16 protein-coding genes are annotated in these 19,547 nt (G+C 61.9%); 11 read left to right on the top strand and 5 right to left on the bottom strand.

What is annotated here, in order from left to right:
• Window positions 1–5 precede the first annotated feature (5 nt).
• The 6 genes from ACFOW7_RS09780 (at window position 6) to ACFOW7_RS09755 (ending at window position 8,831) form a co-directional block, all read left to right on the top strand.
• Complete coding sequence (locus tag ACFOW7_RS09780) at window positions 6–1,892, top strand: diguanylate cyclase domain-containing protein (RefSeq protein WP_378163615.1); 1,887 nt, start codon at window positions 6–8, stop codon at window positions 1,890–1,892.
• 306 nt (window positions 1,893–2,198) lie between these two features.
• Entirely contained in the window at window positions 2,199–3,338 is a 1,140-nt protein-coding gene (gene carA, locus ACFOW7_RS09775; RefSeq protein ID WP_378163612.1) for a glutamine-hydrolyzing carbamoyl-phosphate synthase small subunit, read from the top strand.
• Between the two features lie 65 nt (window positions 3,339–3,403).
• Window positions 3,404–6,613 carry a carbamoyl-phosphate synthase large subunit gene (gene carB, locus ACFOW7_RS09770; protein WP_378163609.1) on the top strand — a complete coding sequence of 1,070 codons (3,210 nt, stop codon included), beginning with the start codon at window positions 3,404–3,406 and terminating at the stop codon, window positions 6,611–6,613.
• Between the two features lie 123 nt (window positions 6,614–6,736).
• A complete protein-coding gene (gene greA, locus ACFOW7_RS09765) occupies window positions 6,737–7,213 on the top strand; it encodes a transcription elongation factor GreA (protein WP_378163597.1) in 477 nt (158 codons plus the stop codon).
• Between the two features lie 10 nt (window positions 7,214–7,223).
• On the top strand, window positions 7,224–7,676 hold the full coding sequence (locus ACFOW7_RS09760) for a DUF4149 domain-containing protein (protein ID WP_378163595.1): 453 nt from the start codon (window positions 7,224–7,226) through the stop codon (window positions 7,674–7,676).
• Window positions 7,677–7,796: 120 nt separating this feature from the next.
• Entirely contained in the window at window positions 7,797–8,831 is a 1,035-nt protein-coding gene (locus tag ACFOW7_RS09755; RefSeq protein ID WP_378163593.1) for a TonB family protein, read from the top strand.
• A gap of 73 nt (window positions 8,832–8,904) precedes the next feature.
• Here the strand turns inward: ACFOW7_RS09755 and ACFOW7_RS09750 are convergent, their stop codons facing one another.
• Window positions 8,905–9,249, bottom strand: coding sequence for a YhbY family RNA-binding protein (locus ACFOW7_RS09750; RefSeq protein WP_378163591.1), 345 nt, complete (start codon window positions 9,247–9,249; stop codon window positions 8,905–8,907).
• Between the two features lie 82 nt (window positions 9,250–9,331).
• Here ACFOW7_RS09750 and ACFOW7_RS09745 point away from each other — a divergent pair, with 82 nt between their 5' ends.
• The 4 genes from ACFOW7_RS09745 (at window position 9,332) to glmM (ending at window position 14,303) form a co-directional block, all read left to right on the top strand.
• Window positions 9,332–9,949: an RlmE family RNA methyltransferase gene (locus tag ACFOW7_RS09745; protein ID WP_378163589.1), complete on the top strand. Its 618-nt coding sequence runs from the start codon at window positions 9,332–9,334 to the stop codon at window positions 9,947–9,949.
• A 113-nt stretch (window positions 9,950–10,062) separates the two neighbouring features.
• Window positions 10,063–11,973: an ATP-dependent zinc metalloprotease FtsH gene (gene ftsH / locus ACFOW7_RS09740; RefSeq protein ID WP_378163587.1), complete on the top strand. Its 1,911-nt coding sequence runs from the start codon at window positions 10,063–10,065 to the stop codon at window positions 11,971–11,973.
• Window positions 11,974–12,097: 124 nt separating this feature from the next.
• Window positions 12,098–12,865, top strand: coding sequence for a dihydropteroate synthase (gene folP, locus ACFOW7_RS09735; RefSeq protein WP_378167999.1), 768 nt, complete (start codon window positions 12,098–12,100; stop codon window positions 12,863–12,865).
• 88 nt (window positions 12,866–12,953) lie between these two features.
• The gene (gene glmM, locus ACFOW7_RS09730) at window positions 12,954–14,303 is read left to right on the top strand and encodes a phosphoglucosamine mutase (protein ID WP_378163585.1); all 1,350 of its coding nucleotides are present in this window, start codon (window positions 12,954–12,956) and stop codon (window positions 14,301–14,303) included.
• A gap of 504 nt (window positions 14,304–14,807) precedes the next feature.
• Here the strand turns inward: glmM and pstB are convergent.
• From pstB to pstS, 4 genes are all read right to left on the bottom strand, one after another.
• A complete protein-coding gene (gene pstB / locus ACFOW7_RS09725) occupies window positions 14,808–15,578 on the bottom strand; it encodes a phosphate ABC transporter ATP-binding protein PstB (RefSeq protein WP_378163583.1) in 771 nt (256 codons plus the stop codon).
• A gap of 35 nt (window positions 15,579–15,613) precedes the next feature.
• Window positions 15,614–16,459: a phosphate ABC transporter permease PstA gene (gene pstA / locus ACFOW7_RS09720; RefSeq protein ID WP_378163581.1), complete on the bottom strand. Its 846-nt coding sequence runs from the start codon at window positions 16,457–16,459 to the stop codon at window positions 15,614–15,616.
• Window positions 16,460–16,481: 22 nt separating this feature from the next.
• The gene (pstC, locus tag ACFOW7_RS09715; RefSeq protein ID WP_378163579.1) at window positions 16,482–17,435 is read right to left on the bottom strand and encodes a phosphate ABC transporter permease subunit PstC; all 954 of its coding nucleotides are present in this window, start codon (window positions 17,433–17,435) and stop codon (window positions 16,482–16,484) included.
• A 107-nt stretch (window positions 17,436–17,542) separates the two neighbouring features.
• Window positions 17,543–18,580, bottom strand: a complete 1,038-nt coding sequence (gene pstS / locus ACFOW7_RS09710) for a phosphate ABC transporter substrate-binding protein PstS (protein WP_378163577.1) — start codon at window positions 18,578–18,580, stop codon at window positions 17,543–17,545.
• 236 nt (window positions 18,581–18,816) lie between these two features.
• Between pstS and tpiA the strand changes: the two genes are divergently transcribed.
• Entirely contained in the window at window positions 18,817–19,542 is a 726-nt protein-coding gene (tpiA, locus tag ACFOW7_RS09705) for a triose-phosphate isomerase (protein ID WP_378163575.1), read from the top strand.
• Window positions 19,543–19,547 lie beyond the last annotated feature (5 nt).

Here is a 19,547-nt window from a genome sequence, read left to right as displayed (position 1 = left end):
GTGTCATGCCGCGCCGCCTGTTCCATCGCGCCAGCGCGACCCTGGCCCGGCGCACCCTGTGGCGGCTGGGGGCGCGTGTGGCGGTGGTGCTGGTCGTTACCACCTTGTTGGGCTACTGGCATGTGGCAAAGAGCCTGACGTCCACGGCGCGCGATACGCTGGCGCGCTATGTGACCGAGCGGGCCGAGCGCGAGAGCCAGACCTTCCTGCTGGCCGAAAGCAATCTCGATATCCTGAAGCAGGCGTTCCTCGACGCCCTGACCCGCACTGGGCGCGATTTCGACCCGCAATCCGAATTCGACCGCCTGTTCACCCGCTGGCCCGATGGGGCCTACCGGCGCCGGCCGGGCACTTTCAACAGCCATATCGAAGCAGGCGGCTTTATTGCCCGCTATGTCGAGCACAATCCGGCGCTGCGGCGCGATCTGCTCTCGATGCACCGGCTGGCCGGCGAATACGGCCGCGCCTGGCAGCGCCAGTTCAGCGCCACCTATCTGGCCTCGGTCGACGGCTATTTCGCCACTTACTGGCCCGGCGTCGACTGGACCCACGACACCCCGGCCGATCTGCAACTGACCACACTGCCCTGGGTCACGATCCTGCTGCCCGAGAACAATCCGCAACGCAAAACCGTCTGGACCGGTATCTGGAACGATACGGTGGCGGGCGGTTGGTTCACCACCTGCGTCAGTCCCATCGATCTCGACGGCCGTTTCGTCTACTACGTCGCCACCTCGATCACGCTGGACAGCATCCTGCGCCGCACGCTCGAGACCCGGCTCACCGGCACCTATAACCTGATCTTCCGCGCCGATGGCCAGTTGATTGCCCACCCGGGCCTGGCCGATCGCATCCGGCTCAGCAACGGCCGCTATAACATCGAACAGAGCGACGACGCCCATCTGCGCGCCATCTACCATGCCGTTACCCGTGCCGGCGGCCAGACGGTGGTCGAGAACGGCGAATGGAACGAATACCTGGGCATCGGCCGTATCGATGGCCCTGGCTGGTATTTCGTCACCGTCTATCCCAAGGCGATGCTGGAGGCCCCGGCCTACCGGGCCGCCCGCACGGTGCTGTTATTGGGGCTGCTGTCGCTGGCTTTCGAGATGCTGCTGCTTTATGTGGCACTGAAGCGCCAGGTGGCGCGGCCTCTGGCCGAGATCTCGGCCACGGCGCGGCGCTGGGCCGGGGGCGACCGCAGTGCCCGGGTGCGGCTGCGTCGGCATATCGATGCCGAGCTGGCGGAGCTGGGGCGGGCATTCAACCGCCTGGCCGACTCGGTCGAGTCGTCCGAAGCCAAGCTCGCCGAATACGCCACCCGGCTGGAAAACGAGGTCGCGGCCCGCACGCGCGAACTGACGCTGGCGAAGGAGCTGGCCGAATTCGCCAGCCTGCACGACCCGCTGACCGGCCTGCCCAACCGGGTGCTGCTGTATGAGCGGCTGCAACAGGCCATTCTGGCGGCCGAGCGCTCGGGCGGGCATCTGGCGGTGCTGTTTGTCGACCTCGACCACTTCAAGGAAGTCAACGATCGCTTTGGCCACGAAGCCGGCGACCAGTTGCTGCGGGTGGTGGCGGCCCGCTTGCAGGAAACCGTGCGGCGTCAGGACACCGTCTCGCGTCTGGGCGGCGACGAATTCGTGATTCTGCTGCCCGAAGTCGCCCAGCCCGACGATGTCGAGCCGATCGCGCAGAAGCTGCAAACCGCGCTGGCGGACCCGGTCACGCTGGTCAGCGGCGAAGTGCGGGTCGAGGCGAGTATTGGCTTATGCGTCTACCCCAGCCATGGCCGCGATGCCGAAACCCTGGTCTCGAATGCCGATATCGCCATGTATTTAGCCAAGCAAGGCGGCCGTAATCGTTTCCAGACTTATCCGGGTAGCCGTTAGTGTTTTTTTCTGAAAAGATTATTTTTTCTTAAATGCGGCTATGGGTATTGCAGAGATTTGGCGCTTTATTTTCTTTGTGCGGGTTTTCCCGTGTCGCGGATGGCCGAGAGGGACACTGGGTCGGAGCAGGCACCGCCGGCCGCGCCGATTGCCGCATGAGGGCAAAAGCGCTAAAATCCGCCTGGAAAACATGCAATTACCGAGGGAAACGGGATAGGTACGCCACCTATCCCGTTTTCTTACGTCTAGACGACCCGTTGTGGGCCTTAGCGCCTGCTGCGGGGGTCGCCACCCAAGGAGCCGCTGGTGTCAAATCGTTCCCAAGCCCTGCTCGCGCTCGCCGACGGTACGCTGTTCCATGGCAGCTCCATCGGCGCCGACGGCCATACGGTCGGCGAGGTGGTGTTCAACACCGCCATGACCGGTTATCAGGAAATCCTGACTGATCCCTCCTACTGTAAACAGCTTGTCACGCTGACTTATCCGCATATCGGCAATGTCGGCGTCAACAAGGACGATATGGAATCGCGCGGCGTGTTTGCCGCCGGCCTGATCATCCGCGATCTGCCGCTGCGGGTATCCAATTTCCGCGCCGAGGAAAGCCTCGATGCCTATCTGGTCCGTAACGGCACGGTCGCCATCGCCGATATCGATACCCGCCGCCTGACCCGACTGTTGCGCGAAAAAGGCGCCCAGCCCGGCTGCATCATGGCCGGCGAGATCGATGCCGAGCGCGCGATCGAACTGGCTCGCTCGTTTGGCAGCATGGCCGGCCAGGATCTGGCCCGGGTGGTCAGCTGCCAGGAACCCTATCTATGGCGCACCCGCGAATGGCGCCTGGGCCTGGGCAGCAGTACCCAGACCCAGACCCGCTTCAACGTGGTCGCCTACGATTTCGGGGTCAAGCGCAATATTCTGCGGATGCTGGCCGAGCGCGGCTGCCATCTGACCGTGGTGCCGGCCGAGACCCCGGCCGAGGAAGTGCTGGCGATGAAGCCCGATGGCGTCTTCCTGTCCAACGGCCCGGGCGACCCGGAGCCGTGTGACTACGCCGTGGCAGCCATTCGTACCTATCTGGAGCGCAGCCTGCCGCTGTTCGGTATCTGCCTGGGCCATCAGCTGCTCGGGCTCGCTGTAGGCGGCCGCACCAGCAAGATGAAGTTCGGCCACCATGGCGCCAACCATCCGGTGCAGGACCTGGACGACCGGCGCGTGCTGATCACCAGCCAGAACCACGGTTTCCAGGTGGACGAGACCAGCTTGCCTGCCAACGTCCGCATCACCCACCGTTCGCTGTTCGACGGCACGGTGCAGGGCATCGCCCTGACCGACCGTCCGGCCTTCAGCTTCCAGGGTCATCCGGAAGCCAGTCCCGGCCCGCATGATGTGGGCTATTTGTTCGACCGCTTCATCAAGTCGATGGAGGCCGCGAAGCGTGAGGGCTGAGTCGTGTCGCCCCGAGCGGGGCGTCCGTTCCGTCCGTCACCTTTCACGTTTCACAGGGTAAAGCGATGCCAAAGCGTACAGACATCCAGACCATCCTTATCATCGGCGCCGGCCCGATCATCATCGGCCAGGCCTGCGAATTCGACTATTCCGGTGCCCAGGCCTGCAAGGCGCTGCGTGAGGAAGGCTATAAGGTGGTGCTGGTCAATTCCAATCCGGCCACCATCATGACCGACCCGGAAACGGCCGACGTCACCTATATCGAGCCGATCACCTGGGAGGTGGTGGCCAAGATCATCGAGAAGGAGCGGCCGCAGGCGCTGCTGCCGACCATGGGCGGTCAGACCGCGCTCAACTGCGCGCTCGATCTGTGGCGCCATGGTGTGCTCGACCGCTTCGGCGTGGAGATGATCGGCGCCAAGCCCGAGGCCATCGACAAGGCCGAGGACCGGCAGAAGTTCAAGCTGGCCATGGAAAAGATCGGCCTGGAAAGCGCCCGCTCGGGCATCGCCCACAGCCTTGAAGACGCGCTGGCGGTACAGCAGCGGGTCGGCTTCCCGGCAGTGATCCGGCCGTCCTTTACCCTGGGCGGCACGGGCGGCGGCATTGCCTACAACATCGAAGAGTTCGTCGAGATCTGCACCCGTGGCCTCGATCTGTCGCCGACCCGCGAGTTGCTGATCGAAGAGTCGCTGCTCGGTTGGAAAGAGTACGAGATGGAGGTGGTGCGCGACCGCCACGACAACTGCATCATCGTCTGTAGCATCGAGAACTTCGACCCGATGGGCGTGCATACGGGTGACTCGATCACCGTGGCACCGGCCCAGACCCTGACCGACAAGGAATACCAGATCATGCGCAACGCCAGCCTGGCGGTGCTGCGTGAGATCGGCGTCGATACGGGTGGCTCCAATGTGCAGTTCTCGGTCAATCCGAAGGACGGCCGTCTGATCGTGATCGAGATGAACCCGCGCGTCAGCCGCTCGTCGGCGCTCGCTTCCAAGGCCACGGGTTTTCCGATCGCCAAGGTGGCGGCCAAGCTGGCCGTGGGCTATACGCTCGACGAACTCAAGAACGAGATCACCGGTGGCAAGACTCCGGCTTCGTTTGAGCCGGCCATCGACTACGTGGTCACCAAGATTCCGCGTTTTGCCTTCGAGAAATTTCCGCAGGCCGATGACCGTCTGACTACCCAGATGAAGTCGGTGGGCGAGGTGATGGCCATCGGCCGCACCTTGCAGGAATCGATGCAGAAAGCCCTGCGCGGCCTTGAAACCGGCCTCGCCGGTTTCGATGAGCGTACCACCGACCCCGACCGACTCGACGCCGAGCTCGGTGCGCCGGGACCTGAGCGCATCCTGTATGTGGCCGATGCTTTCCGCATCGGTATGGACCTGGCCTCCGTCCACGAACATACCAGCATCGATCCTTGGTTCCTGGCCCAGATCGAGGATCTGGTGCGCGAGGAACAATTGCTGCGCGGCCGCAGCCTTGAAGCACTCGATGGCGCCGAGCTGCGCCGGCTCAAGCGTAAGGGCTTCTCCGACCGCCGGCTTGGCGTGCTGCTGGGCAGCGAAGCGGCTGCCGTGCGCGCCCGCCGCCATCAGTTCGGCGTCAAGCCGGTCTATAAGCGGGTCGATACCTGCGCGGCCGAATTTGCCACCGATACCGCCTATCTGTATTCCACCTACGAGGAAGAGTGCGAGGCGCAGCCGACCGACCGCAAGAAGGTGATGGTGCTGGGCGGTGGCCCGAACCGGATCGGCCAGGGCATCGAATTCGACTACTGCTGCGTCCACGCCGCGCTGGCGCTGCGCGAAGACGGTTACGAGACCATTATGGTCAACTGCAACCCCGAGACCGTCTCGACCGACTATGACACCTCGGACCGGCTGTATTTCGAACCGCTGACGCTGGAAGACGTGCTGGAAATCGTCAATGTGGAAAAGCCCATCGGCGTGATCGTCCAGTATGGCGGCCAGACTCCGCTTAAGCTGGCGCGTGCGCTCGAGGCCAATGGCGTGCCCATCGTCGGTACCAGTCCCGATATGATCGACGCCGCCGAAGACCGTGAGCGCTTCCAGAAGCTGCTGCACGATCTGGGCCTCAAGCAGCCGCCCAATGCCACGGCCCGCAACGAGCGCGATGCGCTGGTGCTGGCGGCCGAGATCGGCTATCCGCTGGTGGTGCGCCCGTCTTATGTGCTCGGCGGCCGGGCGATGCAGATCGTGCACAGCGAAGACGATCTGAGCCGCTATATGCGCGAGGCGGTCAAGGTCTCGAACGACTCGCCCGTGCTGCTCGACCGCTTCCTCAACGATGCGATCGAAGTCGATGTCGATGCCCTGTCTGATGGCGAGGAAGTGATTATCGGCGGCATTATGGAGCATATCGAGCAAGCCGGCGTCCATTCGGGCGACTCGGCCTGTTCTCTGCCGCCGTACAGCCTGAGCGAGGCGCTGCAAGACGAACTGCGGCGCCAGACCGTGGCGATGGCGCGCGCACTGCAGGTGGTCGGCCTGATGAACGTGCAGTTCGCCATCCAGGGCGAGACGGTGTATGTGCTTGAAGTCAACCCGCGTGCTTCGCGTACCGTGCCCTACGTCTCGAAGGCCACCGGCCGGCCGCTGGCCAAGATCGCGGCCCGCGCCATGGTGGGTCGCAGCCTGGCTGATCAGGGCGTGGCTGGCGAAGTGACGCCGCCTTACTACTCGGTCAAGGAAGCAGTATTCCCGTTTATCAAGTTCCCGGGCGTCGATACCATTCTCGGTCCTGAAATGAAGTCGACCGGCGAAGTGATGGGGGTGGGCGAAACTTTCGCCGAAGCCTTCGTCAAGAGCCAGTTGGCCGCGGGCGAGCGCTTGCCGACTTCGGGACGGGTCTTCCTGTCGGTCAAGAACAGCGATAAGCCCGGTGCGGTCGAAGTGGGCCGTATGCTGGTCGAGCTGGGCTTCGATCTGGTGGCCAGCCGTGGCACGGCAGCCGCCTTGCAGGCTGCCGGCGTGGCGGTCACGGCGATCAACAAGGTCAAGGAAGGCCGGCCGCATATCGTCGATATGATCAAGAACGGCGATGTGGCGCTGGTGGTCAATACCGTTGACGAGCGCCGCGCGTCGATTCAGGATTCGTACTCGATCCGCCACGAGGCGCTCAAAGGCCGGGTTCCGATCTACACCACGCTGGCCGGCGCCCGGGCCGCAGCCATTGGTATGGCCCACCGCGCCGAATGGCAGGTTTATCCGGTGCAGGGCCTGCACCGCCGTCTGGCCGACTGATCGGCCGTATTCCCGTTCCGCCGCCGCCTTGTGTGGCGGCGCTGTCTTTCCCCCGTAGAGATTTCGCTGCGGGGGTTGTTGTTTTAGCCCACCGCCCAGGCGGTGCGATTGGAGAGAGAGAAGATGTTCAAAGTGCCCCTTACCGTTGTCGGCGCCGAACTGCTGAGGAACGAACTGCAACGCCTCAAAAGCGTCGAGCGGCCCAACGTGATCGCGGCCATTGCCGAAGCACGTTCGCACGGCGATCTGTCGGAGAACGCCGAATACGATGCCGCCAAAGAGCGTCAGGGGTTTGTGGAAGGACGCATTCTCGAACTGGAAGCCAAGCTGTCCAATGCCCAGATCATCGACCCGGCTGCCATTGAGTCCGATGGCCGCATCGTGTTCGGTGCCACGGTCGATCTGGAAGACCTGGAATCGGGCGATCAGGTTACCTATCAGATCGTTGGCGACGACGAGGCGGATATCAAGCAGGGCAAGATTTCGGTCTCGAGCCCGATCGCCCGCGCCCTGATCGGCAAGTCGAGCGGCGAAGTGGCCGAGGTGCTGGCACCGGGCGGCATCCGCGAATACGAAGTGCTCGACGTCAAATATATCTGAGGCCCCGGCTGTGCAACCCTTTCCGCAGGCGCTGCGTGCGATTCTGACGGTACTGTGGGTAGGCGGCCTGTGGGTGATCGGCGTCGTGGTGGCCCCGATCCTGTTCCAGCAGCTTGACCACGCCCAGGCCGGCCGGGTGGCTGGTGCCCTGTTCCGGGCCATGGCCTGGATCGGGATCGTCGCCGGTGGCTATCTGGTACTCGACCTGTTATGGCAGGCGGGCCTGGCGGCGTTCCGCAGCCGGACATTCTGGCTGTTGATGGCCATGTTGACGCTCACCCTGGTCAACCATTTCGCGGTGTTCCCGGTGATTGCCGCCCTGAAACCGCAGATGCACGCAGCGGCGGAAGGGGTCTTCGGTGGCGGTTTCCAGAGCTGGCATACGATTTCCAGCCTGATCTACCTGCTGCAAAGCCTGCTCGGATTGGCCCTGGTGGCTGCTCCTGGCGATAGCAGACGGTGATCGCTAAGCCATTGTTGTATCAGAGAAACGGCGCATTTTTTTCTTGCGCAATTCGGGATGACAGCAGTTGCTTATACAGGTATTCTCACCTTGCCTAGACGTCTTGATAGGGGGATATCGATGGGAACGCCAAATCTGCTTGCCGTATACGCCCGTACCGCGGCCGGCGACGAAGAACTCAAGGCCGCTCAACACGGCCTGAGCCTCAACCAGCGCAAATTGCTGCAATGGGCCGACGGCGACTTGCCGGTGATGGCCCTGGCCGAACGACTGGCTGCCGGCCATACGATCGATACCGACCGGGTGGCGCGCGATATCGAGCGGCTTGAGGTGCTTGGCCTGCTGGCACCGCTGGGTGCCGGGCTGAGTGAGGCGCCCTTGCAGTTGGGCCAGCATCGGCGGCGTGGCTTTCCCTTATGGGTGGTAGGCGCCAGTGTGGCGGCATTGGCCGGGGTAGCGGTATTTGCCGCGCGTGGCACCGAACCTGCCCCGCCTGCTACAGGCGTTGTCCAGGCGACTGCGACGGTAGCCAGCGCCGAGCCCGAGCAAGACAGCAAGCTGTTCGGTGTGGTGCCCAATCCCAGCCGTTGGTTCACGCCGACGGAAAAGCCGGCAGCAACGCCTGAAGTGCGTCTCGAACCCAAACCTGTCGAGAAGACGGCCGAGAAGCCGAAGCCCGCTGCCCCCGTGTCCGCCAAACCGGTGGTAGCAGTGGCGCCAGCGCCGGTCGCGGTGCAGCCGGTTGTCCAGCCGGCTAGCGGCCCGACAGCGAATCCTGCACCGGTACTGGCAGCTCCGGTGGTCCAGCCAGTTGCGTCGGTCGAAAAACCGGTACAGTTGGCCAGCGCACAGCCGATGGTGGCGCGGACGCCCGAAGTAAGCTTGCCGCCACCTAAGCAGCCCAATCTGAAGCCCGTGTTCCGCCAACAACCCGACTTTCCGCGCGAAGCAGCGCGTGAAGGGGTGACCAGCGGCAATATCAAGGCGCGGATGACGGTAGATGAGAACGGGGCAGTGGTGCAGGTCGATATTCTGGAAGCCCGGCCACGCCGGGTGTTCGACCGGGCGGTGATTGCCGCCTTGTCGAAATGGAAGTTCGAACCGTCTTCGACACGTTTTGTCGTGGATACCGAAGTCGAATTCAGGGACAATTGAGGGCGTCCCAGCCAGGGCGGCCCGAGCAGGGCAGTGTCCTGGATCAGCCGGCCTTGTGCCGGCTTTTGATCGTTCAGGCTGTCTTGGTGGCAGGCTTCTTGGCTACCGAGGCGGTTTTCTTGGTGGGCTTGGGCAGTTGGATACGCGGGGTTTCGGCCTGGCGATACAGCACCAGCAGCTTGCCGATATGCTGCACCGGCGCGCAGTCCAGATGGTCGCAGATTTCGGCCAGCCACTGTTCGCGCAGGGCACGGTCGTCGCCCAGAACGCGGACCTTGATCAGTTCGTGGGCGTCGAGGTTGATGGCGATTTCCCGAATCACCGCATCGGTCAAACCGTTGTTGCCGATCATCACCACGGGTTTGAGGCCGTGCGCTTGGGCTCGCAGAAAGAGCCGTTGATCTCGGGTCAGTTCCATAGCATTTCACTCCGCAAAAAGCGTTGAATTATAGCGTAAAATCGTCTCCGCCGCGTCGGCGGGGCCAGTAAGGCCGTCTTTTATGTCGCGTACCAAAACCAGCAAGGCGTGGCTGCAAGAGCACGTCAACGACCACTACGTCCATCAGGCTCAGAAGGACGGCTATCGTTCGCGTGCCGCCTACAAGCTGCTCGAGATCAATGAAAAGGACAAGCTGCTCAAGCCCGGCTACTGGGTGGCCGATCTGGGCGCGGCACCGGGCAGTTGGTCCCAGGTGGCGAAACGACTGGTGGGGCAGCAGGGTCGGGTGTTTGCCCTCGACATCCTGGAAATGGACCCGCTGCCTGGGGTCGAATTCGTCCAGGGCGATTTCCGCGAGGAAGAGACGCTGACCCGTTTTACCGAATTGCTGCAAGGGCGTCTGGTCGATCTTGCGATCTGCGATATCGCCCCCAATATCAGCGGCATGGCGGTAATCGATCAGGCGCGCAGTTTCCATCTTTGCGAACTCGCGCTCGATTTTTGTCGTGACTACCTGAAACCCGGGGGGCATTTTCTGGTCAAGACTTTCCAAGGCAGTGGCTATACGGAATTTATCCAGCAGATGCGCAGCGAATTTGCCAGCGTCCTGACCCGCAAACCGGCCGCCTCGCGCGACCGCAGTAACGAGATCTATCTGCTAGGCAAGGGCAAGAAATAGGGCATCGGTAAACGTCCTAGGCTGACACCCCCGTCCGCAGCTTTTAAAATCAAGGCAATGGGTCGCCGTCGGCGGCGACCGATCGACAAACGCCGGCACCAAGGAGCAATGCCGTGAACAATCTGGGCAAGAATATCGCCATCTGGGTGATCATCGGTCTGGTGTTAGTGACCGTGTTCAACCAGTTCACCAAGCGCCAGGAACAGCAGCGCCAGGTGCCTTACTCCCAATTCATGAGCGACGTCGAGGAAGGTCGCATCAGCAGTGTCGAAATCGAGGGCAACGTGATCCGTGGTCAACTGATCCACGGCCAGCGTACCGACGGCACCCAGTTCGCGACCTACGCCCCGTTCGACTTCCGCCTGACCGATACCCTGATCAAGCACAAAGTGAAATTCTCGGCCAAAGTCGAGGATGAACCCAGCTGGTTTATGAATATTTTCATAAATTTGCTGCCGGTTCTGCTGATTATCGGCGTCTGGATCTTCTTTATGCGCCAGATGCAAGGCGGCGGCAAGGGCGGAGCGTTCTCGTTCGGTAAGTCACGCGCCCGGATGCTCGACGAGAACAACAACTCGATCACCTTCGCCGATGTGGCCGGCTGTGACGAGGCCAAGGAGGAAGTGCAGGAGATTGTCGACTTCCTGCGCGACCCGTCCAAATTCCAGAAACTTGGCGGCCGTATCCCGCGCGGCGTGCTGATGGTCGGCTCGCCCGGTACCGGTAAGACCCTGCTGGCCAAGGCGATTGCTGGCGAAGCCAAGGTGCCGTTCTTCTCGATCTCCGGTTCGGACTTCGTCGAAATGTTCGTCGGCGTCGGCGCCGCCCGCGTGCGCGATATGTTCGAGAACGCCAAGAAGAACGCCCCCTGCATCATCTTTATCGATGAAATCGATGCTGTCGGTCGCCAGCGCGGCGCCGGTCTCGGCGGCGGCAATGACGAGCGCGAGCAGACACTCAACCAGATGCTGGTCGAGATGGACGGCTTCGAAGGCAACGCCGGCGTAATCGTGATCGCTGCCACCAACCGTCCCGACGTGCTCGACCCGGCCCTGCTGCGGCCGGGCCGCTTCGACCGCCAGGTGGTGGTGCCGCTGCCCGATGTGCGCGGCCGCGAGCAGATCCTCAATGTCCATATGCGCAAGGTGCCGATCGCCAACGATGTGGTGGCGTCGGTGCTGGCACGCGGTACGCCGGGCTTCTCGGGCGCCGATCTGGCCAACCTGGTCAATGAAGCGGCCTTGTTTGCCGCGCGCGCCAACAAGCGTCTGGTCGATATGCAGGACTTCGAGCAGGCCAAAGACAAGATCTATATGGGCCCCGAGCGTCGCTCGATGGTGATGACCGAGGAAGAGAAGCGGGCAACGGCTTATCACGAATCGGGCCATGCCGTAGTCGCCATGACGCTGCCGGGTACCGATCCGGTCCATAAAGTCACCATCGTGCCGCGCGGCCGTGCGCTTGGCGTCACCTGGCAGTTGCCCGAGCGTGATCGCATCAGCGGCTACAAGGACCAGATGCTGCACGAGATTGCCATTCTGTTCGGCGGCCGGATTGCCGAAGAGCTGTTCGTCCACCGCATCTCGACCGGGGCCAGCAACGACTTCCAGCGTGCGACCCAGATCGCCCGCGATATGGTGACCCGCTACGGTATGTCGGAAAAGATGGGCCCGATGGTGTATGGCGAGAACGACGGCGAGGTATTCCTCGGCCGCTCGGTCACGACTCACCAGAACGTGTCCGAAGCGACGCTGCAACAGGTCGATGGCGAAATCCGCCGCATCATCGACGAGCAGTATGCAATGGCCAAGAAGCTGCTTGACGAGCAGCGCGACAAGGTCGAGGTGATGACCAATGCCCTGATGGAATGGGAAACCCTCGACGCCGAGCAGTTACAGGACATCATGGCCGGCCGTCCGCCGCGTCCGCCCAAGCCTGCTGCCGGGCAGACCCCGCCGAGCAGTAGCGACAACAGCAATGGCACCGCGCCGACCGTCACGACCACTCCGGCGCAAGAGCTATAATCGGTAGCCTTCCCATCAACCACGACAGCGGCCCGGGCCGCTGTCTTACTTTGACGGACCCGCTTTCGTGACGCCTTCCTTGCGCTGCGGCCGCTTCAGCCTCGATCTGTCCCGTCCCTTGCTGATGGGCATCGTCAATGTCACTCCCGATTCCTTCTCCGACGGCGGCCGCCACGACTGGCCCGATGCCGCGCTGGCCCATGCCCGCCGTCTGCTCGAAGAAGGCGCCGATCTGCTCGATGTCGGCGGCGAGTCGACCCGGCCTGGCGCTGCCGAAGTGCCGGTCGAGGAGGAATTGCGCCGGGTATTGCCTGTGCTGCGCGAATTGGCCGGCTGGAAGGTGCCGCTGTCGATCGACACCCGCAAGCCCGAGGTGATGCGCGCCGCGCTCGAACTGGGCGTCGATATGGTCAACGACATTGCCGCGCTCGAAGCGCCAGGAGCCCTGGAGACGCTGGCTGCCAGTGAAGCGGCGGTCTGTCTGATGCATAAGCGCGGCGAGCCGCGCACCATGCAGGCGGCGCCGGTCTATCAGGATGTGGTGGCCGAGGTGAGCGGCTATCTGGCCGAACGGCGTGCGGCAGCAGTGGCTGCGGGGATCGCACCTGAGCGTATCGTGCTCGATCCCGGCTTCGGTTTCGGCAAGGACTTTACCCATAATGTGATGCTGTTCCGTCAGTTGCAGACGTTGCAGACGCTCGACAGCCCCTTGCTGGTGGGGGTGTCGCGCAAATCGATGCTGGGGCAGTTGTGCGGCGGTCGATCGCCCGAGCAGCGCGACGCGGCAAGCGTGGCCGCCGCGTTGCTGGCCGTGCAGCGTGGTGCGGCGATTGTGCGGGTCCATGCGGTGCGCGATACCCGCGATGCATTGGCAGTATTGGCCGGTTTATAACAAGAGAGCGGGCCGGCGCCCTGGGCTGCCGGCTACCTAGAACAACGACGGCGACAGTGTCAGCGTCGCCCACTTTGCGGGAATTGCAATGAGCAGAAAGTATTTCGGAACCGACGGCGTGCGCGGTCGGGTCGGCGAAGCCCCGATCACTCCCGACTTTGCCATGCGGCTGGGTTTTGCCGCAGGCAAGGTACTGGCGGCCGCCCGCCACGATGGCACCCATGCCGCCGTGCTGATCGGCAAGGACACCCGCGTCTCGGGCTATATGCTCGAATCGGCGCTCCAGGCCGGTCTGTCGGCCGCCGGGGTCGATGTCTACCTGTCCGGGCCGCTGCCGACCCCGGGCGTCGCTTACCTGACCCGGGCACTGCGTCTGTCGGCCGGGGTGGTGATCTCGGCCTCGCACAATCCCTTCGAAGATAACGGCATCAAGTTTTTCGGCTCAGGCGGGGTCAAACTCGACGATGCGGTCGAACTGGAAATCGAACGCGAACTCGACCGCCCGCTCGCCTGCGTCGCGTCGGCTTCGCTGGGGCGCGCCAAACGGGTCAACGATGCCGCCGGCCGCTATATCGAATTCTGCAAAAGCACCTTCCCGAGCGAACTCGATCTGCGCGGCCTCAAGATCGTGGTCGATTGCGCCCATGGCGCTGCCTATCAGGTTGCTCCCCATGTATTCCACGAATTGGGGGCCGATGTGGTGGCGATGGCCAACCATCCCAACGGTATCAATATCAACGACGACTGCGGCGCGACTGCCCCTGAAGCCCTGCGCCAGCGCGTATTGGCCGAGAAGGCCGATTTCGGCATTGCGCTTGATGGCGACGGCGACCGGCTGGTGATGGTGGACCAGACCGGCGAGCTGTACGACGGCGACCGCCTCTTGTATGTGATTGCCTGCTTCCGGCGCGACCAGGGCACCCTGGGCGGCGGCGTGGTCGGCACGCTGATGTCCAATCTTGGCCTCGAACATGCACTCGAACGGCGCCAGATTCCGTTTACCCGCGCCAAGGTGGGCGACCGCTATGTGCTGGAAATCCTCAAGGAACGCGGCTGGCTGATCGGCGGGGAAAGCTCGGGCCATCTGCTGTGCCTTGATCGCCATTCCACTGGCGACGGTCTGGTATCGGCACTGCAAGTGCTGTCGGCCGTGCGCCTGTCGGGCAAGGGTCTGGCCGATTTCTGCGCCGATCTGAAGGTCTACCCGCAAGTGCTGCGCAATGTTCGAGTGCGCAAAGGTTTCGACCATCGCGACAATCTGGCCATCCAGGCAGCCTTGGTCGAAGCCGAAGTCGAGCTGGCCGGCCGCGGCCGTGTCCTGCTCCGTGCGTCGGGCACCGAGCCGGTGCTGCGCGTCATGGTCGAAGGCCGCGACGCCGAACTGACCGAAGCCTGGGCCGGCAAGCTCGCAGCGGTGGTCGAAGAAGCGGCTGCCTGAAGCTGAATAAAATTATCTGAAAAACAAATGCAAGATAGGGAGAGGCAAATAATCAGAAATAAATATTTCTGCATCCATGATTCCTTTGCCTTATCCCAAGAAGCGACGCCACAGCGTCGCTTTTTTATTCCCTTCAATTTCTTTCTCTCACGCTACCCATTTCTCTTCCACATGGTGTCCGAGCCTGGACTGCCTCAGCTTCCAAGCAGCGTGACTTACCCAGGCTTGTACTGGAGACGATGGTGACTTATGAGCGTTGGTCTGATCCATTCAGGGTCTTGGTTTACTTCGACGCCTCTTTGAAGGCGAATGGGTTGGAAAGTGAGCAGGGCGGCAGTTGAGCTGTGGCCGCCTGTGAGGGGCGCGACCCTGTTTTGGGACAGAAGGAGAGGGGAGAGAAGAAAGTAAAAATTGTGCAAAACGTCTGCAACTATGGACCAAGTTTGATGTAAAAAATAAAAAACGGCGCTTAGGCGCCGTTTTTCTCGATTTCTCCAGTGCGTCTCAGCCGAATTTACCGGTGATGTAATCTTCGGTTTCCTTACGGGTGGGCTTGGTGAAGATATCATCGGTAGCCCCGACTTCGACCAGCTCGCCCAGGTACATATAGGCCGTGTAGTCCGATACCCGTGCCGCCTGTTGCATATTGTGGGTCACGATGGCGATGGTGTAGTCCTTCTTCAGCTCGTGGATCAGCTCCTCGATATGCGCCGTCGAGATCGGATCGAGCGCCGAAGTCGGCTCGTCGAGCAGCAGCACTTCAGGCTTGACCGCTACCGCCCGGGCGATACACAGCCGCTGCTGCTGACCGCCCGAGAGGCCAAGACCGGACTGCTTGAGCTTATTCTTGACCTCGTTCCACAGCGCCGCCTTCTGTAGCGACCATTCGACCCGGTCGTCCATCTCGCTGCGGCTCAGCCGCTCATACAGCTTCACCCCGAAGGCGATATTGTCGTAGATCGACATCGGGAACGGCGTCGGCTTCTGGAACACCATGCCGACCTTGGCCCGCAGCATATTGAGGTCCACACCCTTGTCGAGGATATTGCGGCCATTGAACAGAATCTCGCCCTCGGCGCGCAGCTTGGGGTAGAGGTCGTACATGCGGTTGAAGGTGCGCAGCAGCGTCGATTTACCGCAGCCCGACGGGCCGATAAAAGCGGTGACCTTGCGATCGGTAATATCGAGGTTGATCTGCTTCAGGGCGTGGAAGTTGCCGTAGTAGAAGTTCAGGTTGCGTACCGACAGTTTGGCCGGCGTGGCTTGGCTTTCCATATTCATGCTTTCTCGAATGTTCGGTTCTGTCGGTATCAGTGAGTCTTTTCCTGCTTGAGCAGCACCCGCGCCAGCACATTCAGGCCGAGCACGCTCAAGGTGATGATCAGGGCGCCGGCCCAGGCGAGCTGCTTCCAGTCTTCGTACGGGCTCATGGCGAATTGGAAGATCACATAGGGCAGGTTGGCGATCGGCTCGTTCATATTGACGCTCCAGAACTGGTTATTGAACGCCGTGAACAGCAAAGGAGCGGTCTCGCCGGAAATACGCGCCACCGCGAGCAGGATGCCGGTCAGGATGCCGGCACGCGAGGCGCGCAGCGTCACCGACACGATCATCTTCCAACGCGGCGCGCCGAGCGCCGCTGCGGCTTCGCGCATGCTGTTGGGCACCAGCCGCAGCATATTCTCGGTCGTGCGCAGCACCACCGGGATCACGATCAGCGCCAGCGCCAGCGAACCGGCCCAGCCCGAGTAGTGCTTCACCTGTTTGACGTACAGTGTGTAAACAAACAGACCGATCACGATCGACGGCGCCGACAGCAGGATGTCGTTGATAAAGCGGGTCGTGGGCGCCAGCCAGCCGCGCTGGCCGAATTCGGCCAGATAGGTGCCGGCCAGGATGCCGATCGGCGTGCCGATCAAGGTGCCGATCAAGGCCATCGCCAGACTGCCAATGATGGCATTGGCCAGACCGCCGGCACTGCCGGGAGCTGGAGTGGTCTGGGTAAAGACGGCCAGATTGACCGCAGAAAAGCCGTTCTGGAGCAGGGTGTAAAGAATCCAGCCTAGCCAGAACAGACCAAACAGCATGGCAAACATCGACATGCCGAGGTTGAAGTAGTTGACCAGCCGGCGACGGGTATACAGGGCGGAATTCATGGATATTCGCTCTTTATCCGGATCAGGAATGCGTGCCTTCGCTCTTTTGCAGGCGCAGCAGCAGCAGTTTCGACAGGGTCAGCACGATAAAGGTGATGACGAACAGGATCAGCCCCAGCTCGATCAGCGCCGCCAGATGCATCTCGGAATGGGCTTCATTGAATTCGTTGGCCAGGCTCGAGGCAATACTGTTGCCCGGATGGAACAGCGAGCCGACTTCATCGTAGGAATTGCCGATCACGAAAGTGACCGCCATGGTTTCACCAAGTGCGCGGCCAAGGCCTAGCATGATGCCGCCGATCACCCCGGTCTTGGTGTAGGGCAGCACCACATAACGCACGACTTCCCAGGTGGTGGCGCCAAGGCCGTAGGCCGATTCTTTGAGCATGGCGGGCACCACTTCGAACACGTCACGCATCACCGAGGCAATGAACGGAATGATCATCACGGCAAGGATCAGGCCGGCGGTGAAGATGCCGATGCCAAACGGCGGGCCGTCGAACAAGGCACCCAGCAGCGGGATGCCGGCAGTCTTTTCGGTCAACCAGAGCTGAACATGTTCGCTCAGCAGCGGGGCCACCACGAAAAAGCCGAACATCCCATAGATGATCGAAGGGATGCCGGCCAGCAGCTCGACCGCGATACCCAGCGGGCGGCGCAGCCAGGTAGGGGCCAGTTCAGTCAGGAACAGGGCAATACCGAAGCTGACCGGGACACCGATCGACAAGGCAATCGCCGAGGTCAGCAGGGTCCCGAGAATAGGTCGCCAAGCGCCGAATTCCTCGGTGACGGGGTTCCAGGTCGGGTTCCACAGAAAGCTGGGACCGTATTTGGCAATGCTGGGCCAACTGCCGACGATCAGCGAACCGATGATCGCTGCCAGCAAAAGCAGCACCAGCGCGGCCGCGCCCCGGGTCAGATACAGGAATAGCGTGTCGGCGAGGCGATGGTTGGGTAGGCGGGCTTGGTCTGACATGATCCGTCTCGCGATAACTCGGTTATTTAACGACAAAGCGGCAGGCAGCCGTGTTGGGGCTTGCCTGCCGTCGATGCCACTGCCGCTGTCCGGCAGGGGTCGGGATTTTACTTGAGAATTGCCGCACCGCTAGCATCGGTGACTTGTTTCCATGTCCCCTTGATCTGGCCGACCACTTCATCGGGCAGCGGAATGTAGTCGAGATCGAGTGCGGTCTTGTCGCCGTCGGCACCGTAGGCCCAGTCGAAGAACTTGAGCACTTCGCCGCCGGCTTGCGGCTTGTCCTGTTTCTTATGCAGCAGGATAAAGGTGGCGCCAGCCAGGGGCCAGGCGGCCTTGCCGGGCTGGTCGGTCAGGATCTGATAGAAACCTGGCGAGTTTTTCCAGTCGGCATTGGCGGCGGCCGCCTTGAAGCTTTCCTCGGTCGGCTGTACGAAAACGCCTTCCTTGTTCTGTAGCATGGCGTGGCTCAGCTTGTTCTGCTTGGCGTAAGCATATTCGACGTAGCCGATGGTGCCCTTGATGCGCTGGATATAGGCCGACACGCCTTCGTTGCCCTTACCGCCGATCCCGGCAGGCCAGGCCACGGCCGTGCCTTCGCCGACCTTCTGCTTCCACTCGGGGCTGACCTTGGACAGGTAGTTGGTGAAGATGAACGAGGTGCCGGAGCCATCGGCGCGCCGGATCACATTGATCGGCAGGGCCGGCAGCGGCAGCCCCTTGTTGAGGGCGGCGATCGGGGCGTCGTTCCAGCGCTTGATCTTGCCCAGATAGATATCGGCCAGCAGTTGCGGGCTGAGCTTCAATTGACCGGCACCGATACCAGGCAGGTTATAGACCGGCACCACGCCGCCGATCACGGTAGGAAATTGCATCAGGCCGCTCTTGTTGAGTTCTTCCAACTTGAGCGGCATATCGGAGGCGCCGAAATCGACGGTCTTGGCCTGGATCTGCTTGATACCGCCGCCCGAGCCGATCGACTGGTAGTTGAGACCGACACCGGTCTTGGTCTTGTACGCTTCGGCCCACTTGGCATACAGCGGGTAGGGGAAGGTGGCGCCGGCGCCGGTGATATCGGCAGCGTGGGCGACCGAGGTCGCCAGACCCAGAACGACGGCTACTGTGCGGCCCAGGGGCAGATGCATTGCGTATTCTCCAGAGATTTGCGGTATCTAATGAATCGGGCAGCTTGATCAGGGAAGCGGCGCCCGCGCTGCGGCAATGGCTTCTCGCCACGGCGGCGGATACTACGAATTTGGCATTACACAAATATTACAAATCCTCCAACTGCCCGCTAGGACGATTTTTATCTCGATCAGGTTTGACGAAAGCACAAAGACCCCTTAGAATTCGCCTCCTTTGCAGCAGACGGGGCAACTGAATGGCTCGCAAACATGTGGTCGGCAACTGGAAAATGAACGGTTCCGCCGCTGCGATCGATGAGGTTCTCGATGCTCTGCAAAACCAGTCTTTCGATGCTTCGGTGTCGGTCTGTGTGCCCTATCCCTATCTGGGGCAAGCAGTCGCCAAGCTGAAAAAGAGTGCGATACGCGTCGGAGCGCAAAACGTCAGTGAGTACGGTGACGGTGCCTATACCGGCGAAGTGTCGGCAAGAATGCTTAAAGATATCGGCTGCGCCGAAGTGATCATCGGTCACTCAGAACGCCGCCGATATTTCGCGGAAAGCGACGCGGCTGTGGCGGCCAAGCTTGCCCGTCTGTTAGAAGTGGGGTTATTCGCCGTTGTGTGTGTCGGTGAAACACTGGCAGAACGCGATGGTGGTCGTGCCGAAGCGGCAATAGAATCGCAGTTGGCTCCGTTACGTGCCTTGATGGCACGCGGCGCCTCTCCCGAACGGTTCTGTGTGGCTTATGAGCCGATCTGGGCGATTGGTACCGGCAGGGCCGCATCGCTCGATCAGATCGCCTCGATGCACGAATTGATCAAGCGCCATCTGGGAGCGTCGTTCTCGGTGCTCTACGGTGGTAGCGTGAAGGCGGGCAACGCATCAGCTATTCTGACCCTTCCCGCTGTGGATGGGGTGTTGGTAGGTGGTGCATCGCTCGATGCGCAGGAATTTGCAGATATTTGCCGCGCGGCGGCTTGAGTGGC

This window comes from Chitinimonas lacunae, assembly GCF_042650885.1.
Lineage (GTDB): Bacteria > Pseudomonadota > Gammaproteobacteria > Burkholderiales > Chitinimonadaceae > Chitinimonas_A > Chitinimonas_A lacunae.
Note: the sequence above shows the minus strand (reverse complement) of the source record. Positions and strands in the feature narration are given on the sequence as shown.

Coding starts and splice junctions, on each gene's coding strand:
- pstS (WP_378163577.1), bottom strand. CDS start 18,580: ATGCATCTGCCCCTGGGCCGCACAGTAGCCGTCGTTCTGGGTCTGGCG.
- ACFOW7_RS09780 (WP_378163615.1), top strand. CDS start 6: ATGCCGCGCCGCCTGTTCCATCGCGCCAGCGCGACCCTGGCCCGGCGC.
- ACFOW7_RS09755 (WP_378163593.1), top strand. CDS start 7,797: ATGGGAACGCCAAATCTGCTTGCCGTATACGCCCGTACCGCGGCCGGC.
- folP (WP_378167999.1), top strand. CDS start 12,098: ATGGGCATCGTCAATGTCACTCCCGATTCCTTCTCCGACGGCGGCCGC.
- pstA (WP_378163581.1), bottom strand. CDS start 16,459: ATGAATTCCGCCCTGTATACCCGTCGCCGGCTGGTCAACTACTTCAAC.
- pstC (WP_378163579.1), bottom strand. CDS start 17,435: ATGTCAGACCAAGCCCGCCTACCCAACCATCGCCTCGCCGACACGCTA.
- tpiA (WP_378163575.1), top strand. CDS start 18,817: ATGGCTCGCAAACATGTGGTCGGCAACTGGAAAATGAACGGTTCCGCC.
- carB (WP_378163609.1), top strand. CDS start 3,404: ATGCCAAAGCGTACAGACATCCAGACCATCCTTATCATCGGCGCCGGC.
- pstB (WP_378163583.1), bottom strand. CDS start 15,578: ATGGAAAGCCAAGCCACGCCGGCCAAACTGTCGGTACGCAACCTGAAC.
- glmM (WP_378163585.1), top strand. CDS start 12,954: ATGAGCAGAAAGTATTTCGGAACCGACGGCGTGCGCGGTCGGGTCGGC.
- ACFOW7_RS09745 (WP_378163589.1), top strand. CDS start 9,332: ATGTCGCGTACCAAAACCAGCAAGGCGTGGCTGCAAGAGCACGTCAAC.
- ACFOW7_RS09750 (WP_378163591.1), bottom strand. CDS start 9,249: ATGGAACTGACCCGAGATCAACGGCTCTTTCTGCGAGCCCAAGCGCAC.
- greA (WP_378163597.1), top strand. CDS start 6,737: ATGTTCAAAGTGCCCCTTACCGTTGTCGGCGCCGAACTGCTGAGGAAC.